The 23,190-nt window shown below is 30.9% G+C and carries 22 protein-coding genes, 2 tRNA genes and 1 riboswitch; of the genes, 23 read left to right on the top strand and 1 reads right to left on the bottom strand.

Annotated elements, in window-relative coordinates:
* The first annotated feature begins 28 nt into the window (after positions 1 to 28).
* From Q3223_RS11905 to fabZ, 22 genes are all read left to right on the top strand, one after another.
* Positions 29 to 103 (top strand) — tRNA-Gly (locus tag Q3223_RS11905).
* A gap of 9 nt (positions 104 to 112) precedes the next feature.
* A tRNA-Arg gene (locus tag Q3223_RS11900) sits at positions 113 to 186 on the top strand.
* A gap of 914 nt (positions 187 to 1,100) precedes the next feature.
* A complete protein-coding gene (gene cdaA / locus Q3223_RS11895) occupies positions 1,101 to 1,940 on the top strand; it encodes a diadenylate cyclase CdaA (RefSeq protein ID WP_021382536.1) in 840 nt (279 codons plus the stop codon).
* On the top strand, positions 1,937 to 3,118 hold the full coding sequence (locus tag Q3223_RS11890) for a YbbR-like domain-containing protein (RefSeq protein ID WP_054268694.1): 1,182 nt from the start codon (positions 1,937 to 1,939) through the stop codon (positions 3,116 to 3,118). Before cdaA ends, Q3223_RS11890 begins: the two co-directional genes overlap by 4 nt.
* 305 nt (positions 3,119 to 3,423) lie before the next feature.
* Positions 3,424 to 4,326, top strand: a complete 903-nt coding sequence (gene ptb / locus Q3223_RS11885; RefSeq protein ID WP_021382540.1) for a phosphate butyryltransferase — start codon at positions 3,424 to 3,426, stop codon at positions 4,324 to 4,326.
* A gap of 21 nt (positions 4,327 to 4,347) precedes the next feature.
* Complete coding sequence (gene buk, locus Q3223_RS11880; protein ID WP_407812031.1) at positions 4,348 to 5,427, top strand: butyrate kinase; 1,080 nt, start codon at positions 4,348 to 4,350, stop codon at positions 5,425 to 5,427.
* A complete protein-coding gene (locus tag Q3223_RS11875) occupies positions 5,417 to 6,094 on the top strand; it encodes a hypothetical protein (protein WP_054268696.1) in 678 nt (225 codons plus the stop codon). The genes buk and Q3223_RS11875 overlap by 11 nt, the downstream gene beginning before the upstream one ends.
* A 42-nt stretch (positions 6,095 to 6,136) precedes the next feature.
* The gene (locus tag Q3223_RS11870) at positions 6,137 to 6,352 is read left to right on the top strand and encodes a 4Fe-4S binding protein (RefSeq protein WP_021382532.1); all 216 of its coding nucleotides are present in this window, start codon (positions 6,137 to 6,139) and stop codon (positions 6,350 to 6,352) included.
* A gap of 28 nt (positions 6,353 to 6,380) precedes the next feature.
* Complete coding sequence (locus Q3223_RS11865) at positions 6,381 to 7,460, top strand: 3-methyl-2-oxobutanoate dehydrogenase subunit VorB (protein WP_021382548.1); 1,080 nt, start codon at positions 6,381 to 6,383, stop codon at positions 7,458 to 7,460.
* Positions 7,460 to 8,212 (top strand): thiamine pyrophosphate-dependent enzyme, encoded by a 753-nt coding sequence (locus Q3223_RS11860; protein ID WP_003420710.1) that lies wholly within the window; start codon positions 7,460 to 7,462, stop codon positions 8,210 to 8,212. The genes Q3223_RS11865 and Q3223_RS11860 overlap by 1 nt, the downstream gene beginning before the upstream one ends.
* The gene (locus Q3223_RS11855; protein ID WP_054268697.1) at positions 8,213 to 8,770 is read left to right on the top strand and encodes a 2-oxoacid:acceptor oxidoreductase family protein; all 558 of its coding nucleotides are present in this window, start codon (positions 8,213 to 8,215) and stop codon (positions 8,768 to 8,770) included. It begins immediately after the preceding gene.
* A gap of 170 nt (positions 8,771 to 8,940) precedes the next feature.
* A complete protein-coding gene (glmM, locus tag Q3223_RS11850) occupies positions 8,941 to 10,287 on the top strand; it encodes a phosphoglucosamine mutase (RefSeq protein WP_054268698.1) in 1,347 nt (448 codons plus the stop codon).
* A 268-nt stretch (positions 10,288 to 10,555) separates the two neighbouring features.
* Positions 10,556 to 12,388 carry a glutamine--fructose-6-phosphate transaminase (isomerizing) gene (gene glmS / locus Q3223_RS11845; RefSeq protein WP_074179926.1) on the top strand — a complete coding sequence of 611 codons (1,833 nt, stop codon included), beginning with the start codon at positions 10,556 to 10,558 and terminating at the stop codon, positions 12,386 to 12,388.
* A gap of 193 nt (positions 12,389 to 12,581) precedes the next feature.
* Positions 12,582 to 13,883 carry a rhodanese-like domain-containing protein gene (locus tag Q3223_RS11840; protein WP_054268700.1) on the top strand — a complete coding sequence of 434 codons (1,302 nt, stop codon included), beginning with the start codon at positions 12,582 to 12,584 and terminating at the stop codon, positions 13,881 to 13,883.
* A 181-nt stretch (positions 13,884 to 14,064) separates the two neighbouring features.
* Positions 14,065 to 14,934: a 4Fe-4S binding protein gene (locus Q3223_RS11835; RefSeq protein ID WP_074179928.1), complete on the top strand. Its 870-nt coding sequence runs from the start codon at positions 14,065 to 14,067 to the stop codon at positions 14,932 to 14,934.
* An 86-nt stretch (positions 14,935 to 15,020) separates the two neighbouring features.
* Positions 15,021 to 15,758 carry a YwmB family TATA-box binding protein gene (locus Q3223_RS11830; RefSeq protein ID WP_054268702.1) on the top strand — a complete coding sequence of 246 codons (738 nt, stop codon included), beginning with the start codon at positions 15,021 to 15,023 and terminating at the stop codon, positions 15,756 to 15,758.
* Positions 15,759 to 15,778: 20 nt separating this feature from the next.
* Positions 15,779 to 17,032, top strand: a complete 1,254-nt coding sequence (gene murA / locus Q3223_RS11825) for a UDP-N-acetylglucosamine 1-carboxyvinyltransferase (RefSeq protein ID WP_054268703.1) — start codon at positions 15,779 to 15,781, stop codon at positions 17,030 to 17,032.
* Positions 17,033 to 17,118: 86 nt separating this feature from the next.
* Entirely contained in the window at positions 17,119 to 18,183 is a 1,065-nt protein-coding gene (gene spoIID / locus Q3223_RS11820; protein WP_054268704.1) for a stage II sporulation protein D, read from the top strand.
* Positions 18,184 to 18,248: 65 nt separating this feature from the next.
* Positions 18,249 to 18,917 (top strand): M23 family metallopeptidase, encoded by a 669-nt coding sequence (locus tag Q3223_RS11815; RefSeq protein ID WP_054268705.1) that lies wholly within the window; start codon positions 18,249 to 18,251, stop codon positions 18,915 to 18,917.
* Positions 18,918 to 19,014: 97 nt separating this feature from the next.
* Positions 19,015 to 19,275, top strand: coding sequence for a sporulation transcriptional regulator SpoIIID (spoIIID, locus tag Q3223_RS11810; RefSeq protein ID WP_044212029.1), 261 nt, complete (start codon positions 19,015 to 19,017; stop codon positions 19,273 to 19,275).
* A gap of 195 nt (positions 19,276 to 19,470) precedes the next feature.
* On the top strand, positions 19,471 to 20,490 hold the full coding sequence (gene mreB / locus Q3223_RS11805) for a rod shape-determining protein MreB (RefSeq protein WP_021382530.1): 1,020 nt from the start codon (positions 19,471 to 19,473) through the stop codon (positions 20,488 to 20,490).
* Between the two features lie 15 nt (positions 20,491 to 20,505).
* On the top strand, positions 20,506 to 20,934 hold the full coding sequence (fabZ, locus tag Q3223_RS11800) for a 3-hydroxyacyl-ACP dehydratase FabZ (RefSeq protein WP_054268706.1): 429 nt from the start codon (positions 20,506 to 20,508) through the stop codon (positions 20,932 to 20,934).
* A 110-nt stretch (positions 20,935 to 21,044) separates the two neighbouring features.
* On the opposite strand, the gene yyaC is transcribed toward fabZ, so the two are convergent.
* A complete protein-coding gene (yyaC, locus tag Q3223_RS11795) occupies positions 21,045 to 21,554 on the bottom strand; it encodes a spore protease YyaC (RefSeq protein ID WP_161803358.1) in 510 nt (169 codons plus the stop codon).
* A 188-nt stretch (positions 21,555 to 21,742) separates the two neighbouring features.
* A riboswitch (SAM riboswitch) is annotated at positions 21,743 to 21,846 on the top strand.
* Positions 21,847 to 21,982: 136 nt separating this feature from the next.
* Here yyaC and metK point away from each other — a divergent pair.
* The gene (gene metK / locus Q3223_RS11790; protein WP_054268707.1) at positions 21,983 to 23,176 is read left to right on the top strand and encodes a methionine adenosyltransferase; all 1,194 of its coding nucleotides are present in this window, start codon (positions 21,983 to 21,985) and stop codon (positions 23,174 to 23,176) included.
* Positions 23,177 to 23,190: the final 14 nt, after the last annotated feature.

Genomic DNA, 23,190 nt, shown 5'->3' with positions numbered 1-23,190 from the left:
GCCCCTTCCAGGTCGCCAAACTAAATAAGCGGGAATAGTTCAGTGGTAGAGCGCAACCTTGCCAAGGTTGAAGTCGCGAGTTCGAATCTCGTTTCCCGCTCCATAATAACTTGGGTGCATAGCTCAGCTGGATAGAGCAACGCCCTTCTAAGGCGTGTGTCCGGGGTTCGAATCCCTGTGCGCTCATTAAGAAAAGTTTACTATATTTTATAGTAAACTTTTATATTGTTTAAAAAGACACAGGATACATGTATATTACCTGTGTCTTTTTCTTTACAAACTTTAAACCTTCTAAGAGTTACAGTATATTCATTAATATTGTAAACATATAAATGCTAATGTATAATAGTTTACAAGACGTTTATAAAAGTTCTAGTTAGAAGGAATCACTAACTATAGGATAAAGTCTATATACATTATATTGTATACTTTATAGTATTAATATATTAGAATGATTAATTAACTTATAAATTAATTGTACTTATATAATGAATTATGAAAAATTAAGTATTATAGAGAATTGACAATGTAATGTAACATTTATAGGTTATACTAAATGAATTATAATAGTATAGGTAATAGATGCATAAGTTTGAGAATATGTGTGTTATTTTACCTATAGAAAATAATTTCTAATAGTATTTGTAGTAGTATATTAAAATAAATTTATCTAGACTAGTTATAAAGCAGATTATTATTTTAAGGCAAGAATTACATTAATAAGTTAATAAGATAATATTTATGATAGATAATGTTTCAGTTATATAATTAATGAGCAGATTATAAAATTTATTTTAGTAAATATATATTAATTAATGATATATTAAATAGGTTCTATAGCATAAAACTGTGTTAAGGCGCGAGTACTATTTTGTATTCGCGCCTTGATGGTTTGAATTATTTGACCTAAAACTAACTTTAATAAAAATATACATTTATTGAATCAATATTTTTTATGTCTTTAGAGATTATTTAACAATCTCGAACCATAAAATTAGAATTATTTACACAAAAGTTAAATAGTTTGTATAGAGTTAGATTTATATAGTATAATACATAGTGTAAATAATTAAGAAGTTATCAAACAGGAGGATAAAACTGTGTTAGATATAAATTCTTTTTTAAATGGATTTTTTAATATAATATTAAGAATGAGTATATATGATTTAATTGACATATCTATAGTAGCGTATATTTTTTACAAAATATTTATGTTTATAAAAGATACAAGAGCAGAACAAGTATTTAAAGGGATAATATTTCTTTTACTAGCAACTCAACTTAGTAACACTTTTAAACTGCATACCGTTTATTGGATATCTCTTAAAGCTCTAGATTATGGAGTTATAGCTGCCCTTATAATTTTTCAGCCAGAATTTAGAGCAGGACTTGAGCATATAGGAAGAGCAAAATTTAATTTATTTGGAAAGAATGTAAATACATCAGAAGAGACTCTTAATAGAAATATAGAGGAAATTGTAGAAGCATTATATTCACTTTCTAGACAAAAGATAGGCGCTCTTATCATAATGGAAAGAGAAACTAGAATAAGTGATATAATAAATACAGGAACTATTATTGATGCTGAGATTTCTAGACAGCTATTAATAAATATATTTATACCAAATACACCACTACATGATGGAGCTGTTGTAATTAGAGATTCCAAAGTAAAGGCAGCTGCATGTTTTTTACCTCTGACAGAAAGTAAGGATTTAAGCAAAGATTTAGGTACTAGACATAGAGCGGGAATAGGTGTAAGTGAAGTATCTGACTGTATTACACTGATTGTGTCTGAAGAAACTGGAGGCGTTTCAATTGCTAAATCAGGTAAGTTATATAGAGATATCTCTAGAGAAAGAATGATGAATATATTACGTAGTAATCTAAAAACAAATACAGAAACAAGAAGTTTTTTCAAAGGTGGTATATTTAAATGATAAATAGACTGAAAAATAATACCAAAATAAAAATAATATCATTTTTAAGTGCAATTGCATTATGGATGTATGTTATGGCTGTAGTTGACCCTGAAGAAACTAAGGGGTTTGAGGATATACCTGTATCGATAAGTAACATGAGTGATTTAAAAGATAAAAATCTTGTTATATATCCAGACGAAAAATTAACAGCAGATGTATATATAAAAGGTAGTTTATCAAAGGTACAAAGTGTAAAAAAAGAGGATATACATGTATATGGAACTATTGAAGACCCAATACAAGGACAGAAAGAAGTATATTTAAAAGCAAATATTCCTCAAGGTGTCACTATAGAATTTAAACATGATGTTTTAGTAGTGAATCTTGAAAAAAATATAAAAGAAAAAAGAGATATAAAGGTAGAAGTAAGTGGAAATTCAAAAAGAAATATAAACAAAATTGAACTTAGTAAGAATGTTGTCGATGTTTCGGGACCAAGAAGTCTGGTTAATGAAGTCAAAAGTGTAAGAGCTAACTTAGATGTTGGAAATCAAACAGAGGACTTTTCTAAAAAATTAGAATTAATTCCATTAAATAGTAGTGGAACAAAGGTTGAAGGTGTAACATTAAGCTCATCTTTTGTAACTGCACAAATAGAATTATTAAAAGAAAAGACTGTACCAATAAGAGTGAACTTGAAGGATGGTAAAGATAATGATGCACTGAAAAACTATAAATTAAGTGCAGAACAAGTTACAATAAAAGGAAAAAAAGAAAATATAGACAAAATAAATTATATTAAGACAAAACCTGTTGATTTAGCTGATTTAGCTGATGGAGGAGAAAAAGAAGTGAGTTTAGAGGTTCCAGAAGGTATAACTCTTGAAGACAGTTCTATAACAATAAAATTAAATGAAACAAAACAGTTAAGTGCAGAGTTTCTATACAATGTAGAGGATATTGAATTAAGAAATATACCAGCAAATATGGATAATCCAAGTATAATTTCTGATGTAAATATAAAAGTTGTAGTAGAATCGACAGAAGACTTAAGCAAGTTAAATAAAAAAGATATTTCATTGTTTATCGATTTATCACAAGGACCTGAAGAAGATAGTAAATACAAAGTAAAATATGAAACAACATATCAATTTAAAAAAATAAATATAGAACCTAATATTGTTGAAGTGGAATGAACAAATATTTCGAATATTTAGTTGTTACAAGATGCGACAAAAAAACCTATAAAATTAAGTTTGTTAATTTTATGTTTTTGTTGCATCTTGTTTATTTTAGTTATATTATAAAATAAGGACAATGAGATATTTGTTAAATCTAAAAAGTACTAGAAATTATGAAAAAAGACTGATAAATAGATTTAAATAAATATTTTTGAATTAAATATTTCAATTATCCCTAGGAAAACGTTGCTGAACGAGTTATAATTTAATTGAGATATAAAAAGTTCTATTTCAAAAAATTCAAGATGAGGTGGAAATGCATGAAAAGCTTTGAAGAAGTAATTAAGTTTGCAAAAGAAAGAGGACCTAAAACTATATCAGTAGCATGTTGTCAAGACAAAGAAGTTTTAATGGCAGTTGAGATGGCTAGAAAAGAAAAAATAGCAGATGCTATTTTAGTAGGTGATATAGAAAAGACTAAAGAAATTGCAAAAAGCATAGACATGGATATCGAAAATTATGAACTGATAGATATAAAAGATTTAGCAGAAGCATCTCTAAAATCTGTTGAATTAGTTTCACAAGGAAAAGCCGACATGGTAATGAAAGGCTTAGTAGACACATCAATAATACTAAAAGCAGTTTTAAATAAAGAAGTAGGTCTTAGAACTGGAAATGTATTAAGTCATGTAGCAGTATTTGATGTAGAGGGATATGACAGATTATTTTTCATAACTGACGCAGCTATGAACTTAGCTCCTGATACAAATACTAAAAAGCAAATCATAGAAAATGCTTGCACAGTAGCACATTCATTAGATATAAACGAACCAAAAGTTGCTGCAATATGCGCAAAAGAAAAAGTAAATCCAAAAATGAAAGATACAGTTGAAGCTAAAGAACTAGAAGAAATGTATGAAAGAGGAGAAATCAAAGGTTGTATGGTTGGTGGACCTTTTGCAATTGATAATGCGGTGTCTTTAGAAGCAGCTAAACATAAAGGTATAAATCATCCTGTAGCAGGAAGAGCTGATATATTATTAGCTCCAGATATTGAAGGTGGTAACATATTATATAAAGCTTTAGTATTCTTCTCAAAATCAAAAAATGCAGGAGTTATAGTTGGAGCTAAAGCACCAATAATACTAACTTCTAGAGCAGATAGTGAAGAAACTAAACTTAACTCAATAGCTTTAGGTGTTTTAATGGCAGCAAAGGCTTAAATTTAAGGGGGAAATAGGCAAATGAGCAAAATATTTAAAATCTTAACAATAAATCCTGGATCGACATCAACTAAAATAGCTGTATTTGATAATGAGGATTTAGTATTTGAAAAAACTTTAAGACATTCTTCAGAAGAAATAGGAAAATATGAGAAAGTGTCAGACCAATTTGAATTCCGTAAACAAGTAATAGAAGAAGCTCTAAAAGAAGGTGGAGTAAAAACATCTGAATTAGATGCTGTAGTAGGTAGAGGAGGACTTCTTAAACCTATAAAAGGTGGTACTTATTCAGTAAGTGCTGCTATGATTGAAGATTTAAAAGTAGGAGTTTTAGGAGAACATGCTTCAAACTTAGGTGGAATAATAGCAAAGCAAATAGGTGATGAAGTAAATATTCCTTCATACATAGTAGACCCTGTTGTTGTGGATGAATTAGAAGATATCGCTAGAATTTCTGGTATGCCTGAAATAAGCAGAGCAAGTGTAGTACATGCTCTAAATCAAAAGGCAATAGCAAGAAGATATGCTAGAGAAATAGGTAAGAAATACGAAGATATAAATCTTATAGTTGCTCACATGGGTGGAGGAGTTTCTGTTGGAGCTCATAAAAATGGTAGAATAGTAGATGTTGCAAACGCATTAGATGGAGAAGGTCCTTTCTCTCCAGAAAGAAGTGGTGGATTACCAGTAGGTGCATTAGTAAAAATGTGCTTTAGTGGAAAATATACTCAAGATGAAATTAAAAAGAAAATAAAAGGTAATGGTGGATTAGTTGCATATTTAAATACTAATGATGCTAGAGAAGTTGAAGAAAGAATTGAAGCTGGTGATGAAAAGGCTAAATTATTATATGAAGCTATGGCATATCAAATCTCTAAAGAAATAGGAGCTAATGCAGCAGTTCTTAAGGGAGATGTAAAAGCAATACTATTAACTGGTGGAATCGCATATTCAAAAATGTTTACAGAAATGATTACAGATAGAGTTAAATTTATAGCAGATGTAAAAGTTTATCCAGGAGAAGATGAAATGATTGCATTAGCTCAAGGTGGACTTAGAGTTTTAACTGGTGAAGAAGAGGCCCAAGTTTATGATAACTAATGATAAAAGAATAAGAATCATAACTGGTCACTATGGAAGTGGTAAAAGTGAATTTGCGATGAACTATGTTATTAAATTAAGAGATATGGTTTCTGGCAAAGTTGCTATAGCCGATTTAGATGTGGTAAATGTATACTTTAGAACTAGAGAAAAGAAAGAACTAATGAAATCTTTAGGTATACAACCAATTGATAGCTCAATCAATGCTCCAACATTAGACTTACCAGCAGTATCAGCAGAAGTAATGTCTCCTATGGTGGACAATTCATACAATTCTGTTATAGATTTAGGTGGAGATAATGTAGGTGCCAGAGTTATAGGAAGATTTAGTCATTTGTTAAAAGAAGGCGACTATGATATGCTTTTTGTAATAAATGCAAATAGGGAGAAAACTCAAACTTCTGAAGAAGTTATCCAATATATAAAGGAAATAGAAAAATCTTCTAAGTTAAAGGTAACAGGTCTAATTAATAATACTCATCTTATTAGATTTACTACTATTGATGACGTTTTAAGAGGACAGAAAGTTGCAAAAGAAGTTTCTGAGAAATGTAATATACCTATAAGATATGTTGCATGTTTAGAAAATCTTGTTGAACAGTTACCAAAAGACATAGAAGGAGAAATTTTTCCTATAAAATTATATATGAGAGAAGATTGGATGTAGTTTGAGCTCAAATATATAGAAAGTTTAAGGAGGCTTAGGTAAATGGCTAAAGGAAAAGTATCTTTTAATGAAGAACGTTGTAAAGGTTGTGGATTATGCGTTGAAGCATGTCCAGTAAAAATCATACAATTAGACTCAAATGTAATAAACAAAAAAGGGTATAACCCAGCAACTGTTTTTGAAATGGAAAAATGCATAGGATGTGCAAGTTGTGCAACTATGTGTCCAGATGTAGTTATAACAGTAGAAAGAGATTAATTTAATTAATATTTAAGGGGGAATTTTAATGGCTAAGATACTTATGAAAGGTAACGAAGCATTTGGAAAAGCAGCTATAGAAGCTGGTTGCAAATATTTCTTCGGTTACCCAATAACTCCACAAAGTGAATTACCAGAATATTTATCAAGAGAGTTACCAAAGATAGGTGGAGCGTTCGTTCAAGCTGAATCAGAAGTTTCTGCAATAAACATGGTTTATGGTGGAGCAGGTGCAGGAGCAAGAGTTATGACTTCTTCATCTTCACCAGGAGTTGCTTTAAAACAAGAAGGTATAACATATGCAGTAGGTGCAGAAGTTCCTTGTGTTGTACTTAACGTAATGAGAGGTGGTCCAGGACTTGGAAGTATACAACCTTCACAAGCTGACTACTTTATGTCTACAAGAGGTGGAGGAAATGGAGACTACAGAACTCCAGTATTCGCACCAGCTACAGTTCAAGAAGCTGTTGATATGATAATGGAAGCTTTTGACGTTGCAGATTACTACAGATCACCAGTTATGGTAGTTGCAGATGGTATGATAGGTCAAATGATGGAGCCAGTTGAATTTAAAGCTCCTGAAAAGAAAAGAGAATTGCCTCCTAAAGATTGGGCAACTGTTGGAACTAAAGGAAAAAGAGTACCTAATGTAATAAACTCTCTATACTTAGAGCCAGAAGTACTAGAAGACCATTGTTGGCATTTACAAGAAAAATTTGAAGCAATGGAAAAAAATGAAGTTCAATACGAAATGTACAAAACAGAAGATGCTGAATTTGTATTTGCAGCTTATGGAACTACTTCAAGAGTAGTAAAAAGCGCAATTGATATATTAAGAGAAGAAGGAATAAAAGCAGGTCTTATAAGACCTAAAGTATTATGGCCATTCCCATTTGAAGCATTTGACCAAATTCCTAATGCTAGAAACATATTAACTGTTGAAATGAGTATGGGACAAATGGTGGAAGATGTTAAAATGGCAGTAGAAGGTAAATTACCAGTTTACTTCCATGGAAGACCAGGAGGAATGACTCCAACACCAGCAGAAATAGTTGAAAAAGCTAAAAAAATTATTGCCGGAGAATTGGTTGCAGGAGGTGCTAGATAATGGCTGTTGTATTTAAGAAAACTGAAGGATTACAAGATACTCAAACTCACTACTGTCCAGGATGTACACATGGTATAATCCATAGATTAGTTGGTGAAGTATTAGAAGAATTAGGAGTATTAGGTGATGCTGTAGGTGTTGTTCCAGTTGGATGTTCAGTTCTAGGATATAAATATTTTAACTGTGACACTCAAGAGGCTGCTCATGGTAGAGCACCAGCAGCTGCTACAGGAATAAAAAGAGTTCATCCTGAAAATACAGTATTCACTTATCAAGGTGATGGAGACTTAGCTTCAATCGGTACTGCTGAAATAGTTCATGCAGCTGCTAGAGGAGAAAAAATAACTACTATATTTGTAAACAATACAACATATGGTATGACTGGTGGGCAAATGGCTCCAACTACACTAGTTGGACAAAGAGCTACTACTGCTCAATCAGGAAGAAATGCTGAAACTCAAGGTTATCCAATAAGAGTAAGCGAAATGTTAGCTACATTAACAGGAGCTGTATTTGTAGAAAGAGTAGCAGTTGATACTCCAGCTCATGTTAGACAAGCTAAAAAAGCTATAAAGAAAGCATTCCAAGTTCAACAAGCAGGATTAGGATTTGGAATAGTAGAAGTATTATCTACTTGTCCTACAAACTGGGGACTAGCTCCAAATGATGCTTTACAATGGTTAAGAGACAATATGATACCATACTATCCATTAGGAAATTTCAAAAATGTTGAAGTTGAGGAGGTGAAGTAAATGTCTACAGCTAGAGTAATATGTGCAGGCTTCGGAGGCCAAGGTGTTATGTCTATGGGACAATTACTTACTTATGCAGGAATGCTAGAAGGAAAAGAAGTTTCTTGGTTACCATCTTATGGACCAGAAATGCGTGGAGGTACAGCAAACTGTGCAGTAACTGTATCTAGTGAACCAGTTGGTTCTCCACTTATAACAGATGATGCAACTGCAGCTATATTATTAAACATACCAGCATTTGAAAAATTCAAAGATGATGTAATTCCTGGTGGAAAAATAATAGTAAATAGCTCTTTAATAAAAGAAAAAGTTGAAAGAACAGATGTAGATGTTTATTATATACCAGCAAATGAATTAGCAGTTGAGTTAGGAAATGACAAAGTTGCTAATATGATAATGTTAGGAGCTTACTTAAAAGTAGCTGATACTGTAGATATAGAATCTGTATTAGAAGCATTTAAGAAAGTTTTCGGACCTAGAAAAGAAAAATTCGTTCCATTAAACAGAGAAGCTCTACAAAAAGGTATGGATGCTGCATGTTCTGTAGCAACTAACTAATAAAGAAAAAAGATGTCAAAAAAAAGACAATAGAATTATTTCTATTGTCTTTTTTGCTGATAAGTATTAAAATGTTTTTATGACTGAAATTAAGAATATAATGATATTTTATGAACTATAAAAATATAATATAAATTGCAAGCTTTTCAATTATGGAAGGAGAATCTTTAGTGAGAAAGTATTTTGGAACTGATGGAGTTAGAGGAGTAGCAAATACAGAATTAACATGTGACTTAGCATATAAACTTGGTAGAGCTGGTGGTTTTGTCTTAGCTCAAGGAGACCACAGGGTAAAAGTAGTGGTAGGTAAAGATACGAGAATATCAGGAGATATGTTAGAAGCATCTTTAATAGCAGGACTTATGTCTGTTGGATGTGATGTTATTACTGTTGGAATAATACCAACACCTGCAGTGGCATATTTAACTAGAAAATATGGTGCTGATTGTGGCGTGGTTATATCTGCATCTCATAATCCTGTTGAATATAATGGAATTAAATTCTTTAATAAGAATGGATATAAATTGGATGATGAAATTGAATTAAGAATAGAAGAGTATATAGATGATATAGATAAAATTGAATGTCTACCAATTGGGGAAAATGTAGGAAGAAAGTTACATGAACATTATGCACAAAGGGACTATGTAGACTATCTGAAATCAATAATAAGTACCGATTTTAAAGGATTAAAAGTAGTATTGGATTGTGCAAATGGTGCATCATATAAAGTAGCACCAATAGTATTTGATGAATTAGGAGCAAGTGTAATTTCAATAAATAGCTCACCAGATGGAAATAATATAAATTATAAATGTGGTTCTACACATCCAGAACAACTTCAAAATGCTGTTTTGGAACATAATGCTGACTTAGGTCTTGCATATGATGGAGATGCCGATAGATTAATTGCTGTAAATGAAAAGGGTCAAATTGTTGATGGAGACCATATAATGATATTGAGTGCTTTAAATTTAAAGAAAAATAATAAATTAGCACAAGATACTTTAGTAGTTACAGTTATGAGTAACATAGGATTAACAATAGCTGCTAAAGAAAATGGAATAAATTTATCTACTACAGCAGTTGGAGATAGATATGTTTTAGAGGATATGGTTAAGAATGGATACAATCTTGGTGGAGAACAATCTGGACATATGATATTCTTAGATTACAATACAACTGGAGATGGAGTACTTAGTTCTTTAATACTTGCAAATATAATCTTGCAAGAAAAGAAACCTTTATCAGAGCTTGCATCAATAATGAGTCAATATCCACAAGTATTAGTAAATGCAACAATAAAAAATGAAAATAAAACTAAATATATGGAATATCCAGAAATAAAAACTGAGATAGAAAGAATAGAATCTATTTTAGATGGAAATGGTAGAGTTTTGATAAGACCATCAGGAACTGAGCCATTAGTTAGAGTTATGTTAGAGGGTAAAGAGGAAGGTCAAATAAAAGAATTAGCAACAAATTTAGCTAATCTTATACAAGAAAAATTATCGTAATTTATAAGGGTATTCTCAGGTATAAATACTGAGAGCACCTTTCTAAGCGCCAGAACTTAGTTATAGACATAATTATTAAGTAACATAGGAACTAAGTTGACGAGGTCAGAGTTAATCGAATTGTCGGCGGATGCTCTGCGGTGTGTTTACCATCGAAAGACTTCTTTAAATAATAGGAGTAATCCTATGGACAAAGGGAAGCCAAAGTAAACTTATATGACCTAACTCTTAAAATATATAAATAATATTTTTTAGGAGGACACAAATAATGTGTGGAATAGTTGGATATTTAGGAAGTAGAAAGGCAGCAGAAGTTATAGTAGAAGGACTTTCTAAGCTAGAGTACAGAGGTTATGACTCTGCAGGAGTAGCAGTTAATAATTCTAATGGAGAAGAGCTTGATATCAGAAAATTTAAAGGTAGACTTTCTGTATTGGCAGAGGATTTAGAAAAGAATCCTATTGATGGAAATTTGGGAATAGGGCATACAAGATGGGCAACTCATGGAGAACCATCTGATGTAAACTCTCATCCTCATTTTAATCAAGCTAAAACAATAGCAGTTGTTCATAATGGGATAATAGAAAATTATATGGAAATAAAAGAGGAGTTAATCTCTGAAGGTGTTAAATTTGAATCTCAGACAGATACAGAAGTAATAGCACATTTAGTAGATAAATATTATGAAGGTAATTTATTAGATGCTGTATACAAAACTATATCAAAATTAAGAGGAGCTTATGCACTAGGTGTTATCTGTAAAGAACATGGAAATGAACTAGTTGCAGTAAGAAAAGATAGTCCTCTTGTAGTTGGTGTTGGTGAAGGAGAAAACTTTATAGCGTCAGATATACCTGCCTTATTAAAATACACTAGAGATGTTTATTTCTTAGAAAATGGAGAAATAGTTCATCTAAAAGATGAGAACGTAACAGTTTATGATTCTAATAGAAATCTAGTAGAAAAAGAAGTATTCCATGTAACTTGGGATGTAGAGGCTGCATCTAAAGGTGGATATGATTACTTTATGTCAAAAGAAATTCATGAGCAACCAACAGGTGTTAGAGAAACGCTAGAAAGAAGACTTGATGACAATGGAAGCATAGTTTTAGATAGTATAAATATTTCTAAAGAAGATTTAGATAAAATAAATAAAGTTTATATAGTGGCTTGTGGAACAGCATATAATGCTGGATTACTTGGTAAGTATGCTATAGAAAAATTTGTAAATATACCAGTAATAACTGATATAGCATCAGAGTTTAGATATAGTGACCCATTTGTAGATGAAAATTCATTAGTAATATTAGTTAGTCAATCTGGTGAAACAGCAGATACTTTAGCAGTATTAAGAGACTCAAAGGCTAAAGGAGCAAGAATACTTTCTATAACTAATGTTGTAGGTTCATCTATAGCTAGAGAATCAGATGATGTTTTCTATACTTGGGCAGGTCCTGAAGTAGCCGTTGCATCAACTAAGGCATATACTACTCAAATAACTTCTCTATATATGATAGCTCTAGACTTTGCTATTAAGAAAGGAACAATAAATAGAGAATTTTATGATAGTATGATTTCTAAGATGAAAGAAATACCATCAAAGATACAAGAAATACTAGATAACGAAGAATATATAAAAGAAATTGCTAAAACAGTTGTGAGTTCTGATCATGCATTCTATTTAGGAAGAGGAATAGATTATAGTTTAGCAATGGAAGGTTCATTAAAATTAAAAGAGATTTCATATATACATGCAGAAGCTTTTGCAGCAGGAGAATTAAAGCATGGAACAATAGCTTTAATAGAAAAAGGAACTCCTGTAATTGCTATAGCTACTCAAGAAAAATTATTTGAAAAAATGGTTTCTAATATGGAGGAAGTAAGAGCAAGAGGTGCTTATGTGGTAGCTATAGCTCAAAGTCACAATAAGGATGTTGAGAAAGCTGCTGATAGAATAATCTATATACCAAATTCAGATGATATTTTATCTCCTATATTAGCAGTTGTACCAATGCAATTACTTGCTTACCATGTTTCTGTATTAAGAGGATGCGATGTTGATAAACCAAGAAATCTAGCTAAATCAGTAACAGTTGAATAAAAATATATTAAAAATTAAATAGATAATATTTATTAAAAAGCTCATTCTATTGTTTGTATTTTATAGGATGAGCTTTTTTATAAGAATTAAGCATGTTTTTTTGTTATAATTAATTTAATACTTTATGAGAAAACAGTTTTAATTTAATGAAATAATTTCAAATAAAAAAATATTATAAATAGGAGAATAAATTATGTCGGATGATTTTAAAAAGAAAAATAAAGAAGATTTTTTTATTAATCTTGAATCAATTTCTACTGAAATTTTACAAGAAAAAATACAAGATAAATCTTGGATTGTAGTTGATACTCGTTTAAATGATGCATATAATGGATGGAAGTTAGATGGAGTAAAAAGAGGAGGACATATAAAAGGTGCTGTAGATTTCTCTGCTAATTGGTTAAGTGTATACTCAGATAAAAAAGATGAAGTACTAGAGCAAGCACTGAGAACTAAGGGAATTGATTTAAATAAAAATATAGTATTATATGATGCCAATGGAAAAGATGCTTTACTTGTAGCAGAGTATTTGTTTAAAAAGGGATATAAGTATTTATATAAATATGATGTTAATCAATGGGCAGAGAATGAGAATCTTCCAATGGAAAGGTATAAAAATTATCAAATGATAGTACCAGCTTCTATAATAAAAGAAATACTGGATGGGGGAATACCAGAGACATTTGAAAATTCCAAACATATAAAAATGATTGAAGCAAGTTGGGGAGAAGAAAAAGAATCGTATGCGAAAGGTCATATACCTACAAGTGTTCATATAAATACTGATATTATAGAACCACCTCCAACATGGATGCTAGACAATGATAATAATCTGACTCAGTTTGCATTAAATTATGGATTTACGAAGGATGATACTGTAATAGTTTCAAGCAGTACAACTATGGCATCTTATAGACTAGCTGTTATATTAAGATATATAGGAGTAAGAGATGTAAGGGTTTTAAATGGTGGAATAAATTCATGGATATCAGCAGGATATGAATTAGAATTTACTAGTAACTCAAGGCATTCATGCACTAATTTTGGAGCAAATATTCCAGTCAACCCGCAATTAATTGTTACAACATCTCAATTAAAGCAAAGACTAAAAGAAAGAAATAAATGTGCATTAGTAGATATTCGTACTTGGGATGAGCATATAGGTAAAATATCTGGATATACATATTATGATAAAAAGGGACGTGTACCAGGGGCTTTATATGGGCATTCAGGTAGTGATAGTGTTTCACTAGAAGAATATCGTAATATTGATGACACAATGAGAAATAAATATGAGATTTTAGAAATGTGGAATAAAGAAAGTATAGATGTGAATAAACAGCTTATATTCATGTGTGGAAGTGGATGGCGTGCTGCTGAGGTATTAACATATGCAAATGTAATGGGTGTTGAAGAAACATCTCTTTATAGTGATGGATGGATGGGATGGAGTCTTGATAACTCAAATCAAATTGAAGTTGGAGCATATAAATAGAGCCTTTTAAAGTACAATAGAATTACTTAACATAAAGGTGTATTCTCTTTAATAAGTTGAATATACCTTTGTTATGTTTTAAAATATAAACAGAGTTAGAATATGATTATATAAATATAGACTTATTTAAACATATTATTAGCAGTATAGAATTATAAATTTATATTATGAGGTGTAAGAGATGATTAGCAAAGATGAAAAAGCAAAGTTGAAAGCTGAGGGGATATTGGCTCAAAGTCAAGAAGGATATTTCTCAATAAGAATATTAAGTAGAGCTGGAAACTTTACAGCAGAACAACTTATTAACTTGTCAAAGTTATCTGAGAAATATGGTAGAGGTTATTTGGGTGTTACTACTAGACTAGCTGTGGAAATACCATGGATAAAATATGAAGATATAGATTCAATAAAAGACGATTTAAAAACTGTAGGTTTAGAACATGGTGGTACAGGAAAGAAAGTAAGACCACTAGTTGCATGTAAAGGTACTGTATGTCAACATGGAATATATGATACACAAGAATTATGTGGAAAGTTACATGATTTATATTTTGGATATGATTTACCATCTAAAACTAAGATTACTCTAGTTGGATGTCCAAACAATTGTGCAAAAGCGAATACTAATGATGTAGGTATTGTAGGGCAAGTATATGTAAAATTTAATGAAGATAAATGTAAAAATTGTGGATTATGTACATCATCTTGTAGACAAAAATCAGTATATATGGAAAATAAGAAACTAGTGTGGAATAAAGAAGAGTGTGTAAATTGTGGAAAATGTGCTCAGGTATGTCCATTTGGAGCTATGGAAGTTGATAAAAAAGGATTAGCTGTTTATCTTGGTGGTAGAATGGGAAGAGGTTATAGATTTGGAGACAGACTTAGTAATCTGTATACAGAAGATAATATAGAAGAATTAGTTCAAGATGTATTTAATACATATAAACAATTAGCAAGTCCAGGAGAAAGAATAAGTAAAGTATTAGAAAGAATTGGTATCAAAGAGTTTGAGAAACATTTAATGAATATAAAATTGCAAAATGCATAAAAATACCTATTGAGAAAGTATATCTCTCTTAAATTTGTTAATAATTCTGTTATAAGGAAAAACATATTTAAGGGGGATTTTTTATTATGAAAAGGATAAAATTAGCTATATGCTTTTTTATATTAATGACTATAGGGATGACGATATCTTATGCAGATACAAGTATAAATACTAGGTATAATAAATTAACTAATGCACTTGAAATTTCGGAAGCAGACTTTAAATTTTATAATGTTAAAATTAATTCTGTTATAAATTATAATTTATCAAATAAAGAATTTCGTAATATTTTTATAGAAATAATTAACAATCTAAAGCTAGATGGAAAAGGAATAAATTGGAATCAAAAAGGGTATGGCGATAAAATGCAATTATGTGCTACTATAAAAGGTAGCGATAAAGAAATTTCCATAAAAGGAATAAATAAAAATAATAAAGAAAGTTACATAATAGTTGACATATTGGATAACAAAGTATATAAACATAAAGAGGATATTTATAGTAACGTAGAAAATGTGTTAAATAAATATTCATCTCAAGTAGATGTGTCTGCTTGTATTGTTGGAGAATACACAAAAAGGTTACAAAACAACAAATATGATGATATTTTACAAAAAATATTATATAATATGAATGCTAAGCAAATAGATAAAGTTAAAGACGTAAACTTTTTATCAGTAACAGCATATAGTAAAGTATTAAATGATGATGATTTAGAATATTTAGGGGAAAAAATTAATTTAAATATAGGAATTAGATATAATGAGGATGAAGGAAAAACACTCATATATATTGCCACACCAATTATAAAATTAGATTATTAATTATGAGGAGATCAAAAAATATGGCTAAGATAATAGTAAAAAAGAGTAATCCACTTAAAGGTAGTGTTAAAATAGATGGTGCAAAAAATGCAGTTTTACCAATAATAGCAGCGACTTTATTAGCGAACGGAAAATCAACATTGAATGGAGTACCAAATTTAAGAGATGTTCATGTTATATCAGATTTATTAAGACATGTAGGAGCAGAGGTTGAATATAAAGAAAATACACTTACTGTTGATGCAAGTAATATAAAGACTTGTGAAGCTCCATATGAGCTTGTAAGAAAGATGAGAGCTTCTTTTTTGGTTATGGGACCATTACTTGCTAGATTTAATAGTACAAAAATTTCTATGCCAGGAGGATGTGCTATAGGAACAAGACCTATAGATTTACATTTAAAAGGATTTAAAGCTTTAGGTGCAAACATAGAGATGGACCATGGATTTGTTGAAGCAGCAACAGAAAAATTAGTAGGAAATAAATTATATCTAGATTTCCCATCTGTTGGAGCAACTGAAAATATAATGATGGCGGCTTCTTTAGCAGAAGGTACTACAATAATAGAAAACGCAGCAGAAGAGCCAGAGATAGTAGATTTAGCAAACTTTTTGAATGAAATGGGAGCAGATGTTAAAGGTGCAGGTACTAACACTATAAAGATAAAAGGTGTTAAAGAGCTAAAAGGAGCAGAACATAATGTAATTCCAGATAGAATAGAAGCAGCAACTTATATGGTTGCAGCAGCTATGACAAAAGGTGATATAACTGTTGAAAATGTTTTAATGGAGCATTTAAAGCCAGTTGTAGCTAAATTAAGAGAAGCTGGTTGTGAAATTACAGAGATGGACAATTCTGTTAGAGTAGTGGGTCCAAAGGTGTTAAAACCAATAGATATAAAGACTTTACCACATCCAGGGTTTCCTACAGATGTTCAAGCACAATTTATGGCTATGCTTACTGTAGCAAATGGAACTGGTGTAGTTATAGAAACTGTTTTTGAAAATAGATTTATGCATGTTGCAGAGTTTAATAGAATGGGAGCTAATATAAAAATAGATGGAAGAAGTGCTGTTGTTAATGGTGTAGATGAATTACATGGTGCAGCAGTAAATGCTACTGATTTAAGAGCAGGTGCAGCACTTATTTTATGTGGTCTTATAGCAGAAGGAGAAACTCAAATAGGAGAAATATACCATATTCAAAGAGGTTATGTTGATATAGATAAGAAGATAACAGCATTAGGTGGTCGAATCGAAATAGTAGAAGATTAATAATTGGTTTAGAGAAGAAAGTTATAAATTAATAGGGTTGTTCATATACTTAAATACAAGGTTTTAAAAGCTAAGGAGGAGAGTATATGAAGAACCCATTGGTTGTTTTGTTAGGTTTCGTGACTTGTTCTGTGTTAGTTCCATCACTTATAACTTTAGTTTCTTATAAAAATGTAGAACTAACTGAAAAACCAGAGAAGTCAGTTTCTATAAACAAAACTATTAAAAAAAGCGATATTAAAGAAGAAAGTAATGAAGAAGAAAAAAAGATAGTGAACTATGAAACTGTAAATAAAAAAACACCAATCATCAATGTGTACAATCATATAACAGGAAAAACTGAAAAAATGGACATGGAAAATTATTTATGTGGAGTGATAGCTGGTGAGATGTCTTCAGATTTTGACATAGAAGCTTTAAAAGCTCAAGCTGTGGCAGCTAGAACATATGTAGTATATAAGCAAGAGCATGGACAATCAGGTAAACATAAAAATGCAGTAGTATGTACTGACTATAAGCACTGTCAGGAATACAAAAGTTATGCTACTCTCAAAAAGTTAAATGGAGAAGAATGGATTAAGAACAAATACTCTAAAATCCAAGAAGCAGTTGGAGGAACTAAAGGACAGATAATAACTTATAGTGATAAGGCAATACTTCCTCTTTACTTTTCTACATCTTCAGGAAAAACAGAAAACAGTGAAGAAGTATTTTCTGCAAAATATCCTTATTTAAAATCTGTAGAAAGTCCTTATGATAAGTATTCTCCTAAGTTTGCATCCACACTTAAAATAAGTAATACAGACTTTGTCAAGAGTCTTAGAAGAGCATATAGTACTATTGTAATAGATGCAAATAATTTAAGTAAACAAGTTTCAATAACTCAAAGAAGTGATGCAGGAACTGTAGAGAAAATAAAACTAGGAAATAAAGAGTTGACTGGAAAAGACATTAGAACTGTTTTTAAGTTGAACTCTGCAAATTTTGACATAAAGTTTGGAGAAGGATACATAGATTTTGTAGTAAAAGGATATGGTCATGGTGTTGGTATGAGCCAGTGGGGAGCAGAAGGAATGGCAGAAGAAGGCTATAAATATTATGATATATTATCACATTACTACACAGATACAAAAATAAAAGATATATACTAATAATTGTATAAAATACCAAAAACACGTCAATAATCCAAATGTAGAAATATATTTGGAGGTGCAAAATGAAGAAAAAGCTATTAGAAAAAGATGGTTTTTATTTATCTTTATTTGTATGTGTTTGTTTATTAGCAGTAGGTGGAGTTTGGTTTACAAATAATAATGTAGATAAATTAGCTTCTAATAAAGGCATGATAGAAAATGCTAATAAAGATAGTGAAGAGGAAATACATTTAATTGAAAAAGATAAGAAAGATGCTATTCCCACTTCAACAGATTCAAAACAAAACTTAGAAAAAGCTAAGTCAAAAGAGGAAAATAAGTCGAGTACAACAAAATTAAACTACATTGGAGATAAAATAATAAGAGGATATTCAGAAAAAGAACCTAGTTATTCAAAAACACTAGATGTCTGGGAGACTCATAAAGGTGTAGATGTTAGCTGTACTAAAGGTAAAGAAATAAAATCTCTATTAAACGGAATGGTAGTAGATGTATTTGATGATGAAGAATATGGAAAATCAGTAAAAATAAAAAGTGACAATAATATTGTAGTTGTATATTCAAATTTAGATGAAAATGTTAGTGTTAAAAAAGAACAAAAGGTAACAGAAGGACAATCTCTAGGTACTGTAGGAAGTACTTCTCAAATAGAAAGTGAAGAGGGTATCCATGTACACTTAGAGGCATATAATGGAGAGAAATCTATAGACCCAATGAGTCTAATTAAGTAAAAGTATAACAAGTTTAATCATATTTGGTTAAGCTTGTTATATTTTTTGGTGTTTTTACATATATATCATTAAAGCTATTATGTGAGGGGGGTAATCTTTGAGATCTCATATAGAGGAAAGGGCCATAGTGGTAGCAAAATATATACTTGAAAAAAACACTACAGTAAGACAAACCGCCAAGACATTTGGAGTAAGTAAAAGTACAATTCACAAGGATGTTACAGAAAGATTGAAGGAAATAAATCCATCCCTTGCCAAAGAAGTTAAAAGTGTGCTAGACAAGAATAAATCAGAGAGACATATTAGAGGGGGATTAGCAACTAAATTAAAGTATGAGAAGGAACATAAAAAAATGTAGGTTAAAAACCTACTTTTTTTATTGAATTAGATTATTGTAATAAATATATTAAATAATTATAAATAGCAAAATAATAATACCCTCAAAACATTTATTTTCTCTTGATTAAAGCGAGTTTTTTGTATATGCTTTATTATAGGAGTATTAAAGTAGACTTATAATATAATCTAATATATAAATGAAGGAGTTGAAAAAATGGCTGGAGCTGATATAGGCATAGATTTAGGTACTGCAAACGTACTTGTTTATGTTAGTGGTAAGGGAATCGTTTTAGAAGAACCATCTGTTGTAGCAATAGATAATAGGACAGATTCTGTTTTAGCTGTGGGAGAAGAAGCTAAAAAAATGATAGGAAGAACACCAAGTAATATAGTTGCTATAAGACCTTTAAGAGATGGTGTAATTTCGGATTATGATGTAACTGAGAAGATGTTAAAATCTTTTATAGATAAGATAGTTGATAAAAAAGGATTTGGAAGATTCTTCATGCCAAGAATTATGGTATGTGTGCCAACTGGTGTTACAGAAGTAGAAAAAAGAGCAGTAGAGGATGCTACTAGACAAGCCGGAGCTAGAGAAGTATATATCATAGAAGAACCAATAGCAGCAGCCATAGGAGCTGGAGTAGACATATCACAACCTAATGGTAATATGATTATAGATATTGGTGGAGGGACTGTGGATATAGCCGTAATATCTCTAGGAGGAGCTGTTGTAAGTGAATCTATAAAAGTTGGTGGAGATAGATTTGATGATTCTATAGTTAAGTATATGAAAAAACAACACAATCTTCTTATAGGTGAAAGAACAGCAGAGAAAATTAAGTTTGAAATCGGTTCTGCATTTAAGAGAGAAGAAGAAAAATATATGAAGATAACAGGAAGAAACTTAATTACAGGGCTTCCTAGTTCTATAACTATAAATTCAACAGAAATGCTAGAAGCACTTAGAGAATGTGTTGAGCAAATAGTAGTTGCCACTCATGCTGTTTTAGAAAAAACACCCCCTGAATTAGCAGCAGATATAGGAGATGTTGGTATAATAATGACTGGTGGAGGTTCATTATTATACGGATTGGATAAAATAATAGAACAAAGAACAGGGATAACTGTTACAATAGCAGAGGAGCCATTGTCTTGTGTTGCAAAAGGGACAGGAATAGCTTTGGGTTCAATAGACTTACTTGAAACAGGTGGGTCTTTTAGAAGAAAATAATTAGGAGAGTTAAGAATGCTAAATATAGATGAAATAAAAAAATTAATACCACATAGATATCCATTTTTATTAGTGGACAAGATTACAGAGTTAGAAGTTGGGAAAAGAGCTGTTGGTATAAAAAATGTAACAGTGAATGAGCCATTTTTTCAAGGTCACTTTCCAGAATATCCATTGATGCCAGGAGTATTGATAGTAGAGGCTTTGGCACAAGTGTGTGGAGTTGCAATGATGTCTGTAGATGAAAATAAAGGAAAATTAGGTGTATTTGCAGGTATAGATAAGGTTAGAATTAAGAGAGAAGTAAGACCAGGAGACACATTAACTATGGAAGTTGAAATGACAACTCTTAGAAGAAATATAGCTAAGGCAGATGCTAAGGCATATGTTGGTGATGAGCTTGTCTGTAAAGGTGAATTAATGTTCGCTTTGGTGGAAAAGTAAAAATTCACAATATAAAAGTAAAAAGGTAGATAATTTGGAGTATTCAATTAGATACTCTAAAATATCTACCTTTTTATATAAAAAATTTTATCAGTTACTTCACATTGGACTTAGGTGGATACTAATAAAGCTAAGGCTATTGTTTCAGCTAAGTCCAATATAAAGCTAAGACGTATATTATTAAATGAAAGTCTATTATTTTCATCAATTTTATCTACAATTCCTACTATAGAATAATTTCCTATTTGAGGTAGTTTTTTGCCAACACCTTTTCCGGGCAGGATAGGTCCTTCTCTAATTTGTATATTACCTATGTTACTCTGCGACCCCAAGCAAGCATCTATAGCCAAGAAGTTACCTTGTATATGTGTATTTTTTATAGTATCTAAAGACTCATATATATTTAAGGCGTGAATAGGGTTATCTAGTGTACCGTAAACGGGGTATTTAAATTTACTGTTCTTAAGTATTGTTCCAACTAAAGGGCCTAAAGTATCACCTATAGCCCTGTCTGTTCCTATGCAAACAACAATCGTATTTTCATTAATTATAGTTTTTAGAACTGAACTTAGCATCTGTATAACATCATCATCGCTGTAATTTACTTTAGCTAAATACAATAGGAACACCCCCTTCAAAAAAATATATGAATAAAAAACAATAAAAAGACCTAACTTTAAATTTCAGATAGAGATAATATTTTATTTGTCTTACAAAAAAAGGAATGGGAAAAATATGACTAAAAATCTTGACAAAATTTTAAAAAAATAGTAAGCTAGTAAAGTAAAACAAAACTTAAATCTTGATTACCTTATCAAGAGCGGCTGAGGGATAGGCCCTGTGAAGCCCAGCAACCACCCAAATGGGAAAAGGTGCTAATTCCTACAAGACAAAAGTCTTGAAAGATGAGGTCAGTTAATTAGTATGCGATTACGATTATTAACCTCTTCTTATAAAGGAGAGGTTTTTTATTTTGAGTAAAATTTCTAAAATTAAAAATAAGGTAAAACCTATAATAAAAATTGAGAATGTATAAGGGGGAATAAAAATGGCAAGACATTTATTTACGTCAGAATCAGTTACAGAAGGACATCCTGATAAGATATGTGACCAAATATCAGATTCAATATTAGATGCATTATTAGAAAAAGACCCACAATCTAGAGTAGCTTGTGAAACTACAGTTACGACTGGATTAGTTTTAGTAGCAGGAGAAATAAGTACATCTGCTTATGTAGATATTCCTAAACTAGTAAGAGAAACAGTAAAAGAAATTGGATATACAAGAGCGAAATATGGATTCGACTGTGATACTTGTGCAGTTATAACTTCTATAGATGAGCAATCTGGAGACATAGCTATGGGAGTTGATGAAGGTCTAGAAAGTAAGACTGGAGAAGAAATAGAAGAAGAAATAGAAAAAGTCGGAGCTGGAGACCAAGGAATAATGTTTGGATTTGCATGTAATGAGACTCCAGAATTAATGCCACTTCCAATATCTTTAGCTCATAAATTATCAAGAAGACTTACAGAAGTTAGAAAGACAGGTATAGTTGATTATTTAAGACCAGATGGAAAAACTCAAGTTACTGTTGAATATGAAGGAAATAAAGCTGTAAGAGTACATACAGTTCTTATATCAGCTCAACATTGTGAAACAGTATCAAATGATAAAATAAGAGAAGATATAATTAATCATGTTATTAAAGCAGTTATACCAGCAGAATTACTTGATGAAGAAACTAAAATTTATATAAATCCAACAGGAAGATTTGTTATAGGAGGACCTCAAGGAGATACAGGTCTTACAGGAAGAAAAATAATAATAGATACTTATGGTGGATATTCTAGACATGGTGGAGGAGCTTTCTCAGGAAAAGACCCTACAAAAGTTGATAGATCTGCTGCTTATGCAGCTAGATATGTTGCTAAAAATATTGTTGCAGCTGGTCTTGCAGATAAATGCGAGATAGAACTTGCATACGCTATAGGTATAGCTAGACCGTTGTCTATATTCATAGATACTTTTGGGACAGGTAAAGTTTCAGAGGAAAAACTTGTTGAATTAGTAGAAAAACACTTTGATTTAAGACCAGGAGCTATAATAAGAGACTTAGATTTAAGAAAGCCTCTTTACAAAAAAGTTGCTGCTTATGGTCATTTTGGTAGAACTGATATAGATTTACCTTGGGAAAAAATTGACAAAGTTGAGCAATTAAGAAAAGATGCCTTAGGTGAATAATTTTTAATTAATAA

Origin of the sequence: Clostridioides sp. GD02367 (assembly GCF_045900275.1) — a bacterium.
Lineage (GTDB): Bacteria > Bacillota > Clostridia > Peptostreptococcales > Peptostreptococcaceae > Clostridioides > Clostridioides difficile_A.
This window is presented reverse-complemented; position numbering and strand designations above follow the sequence as displayed.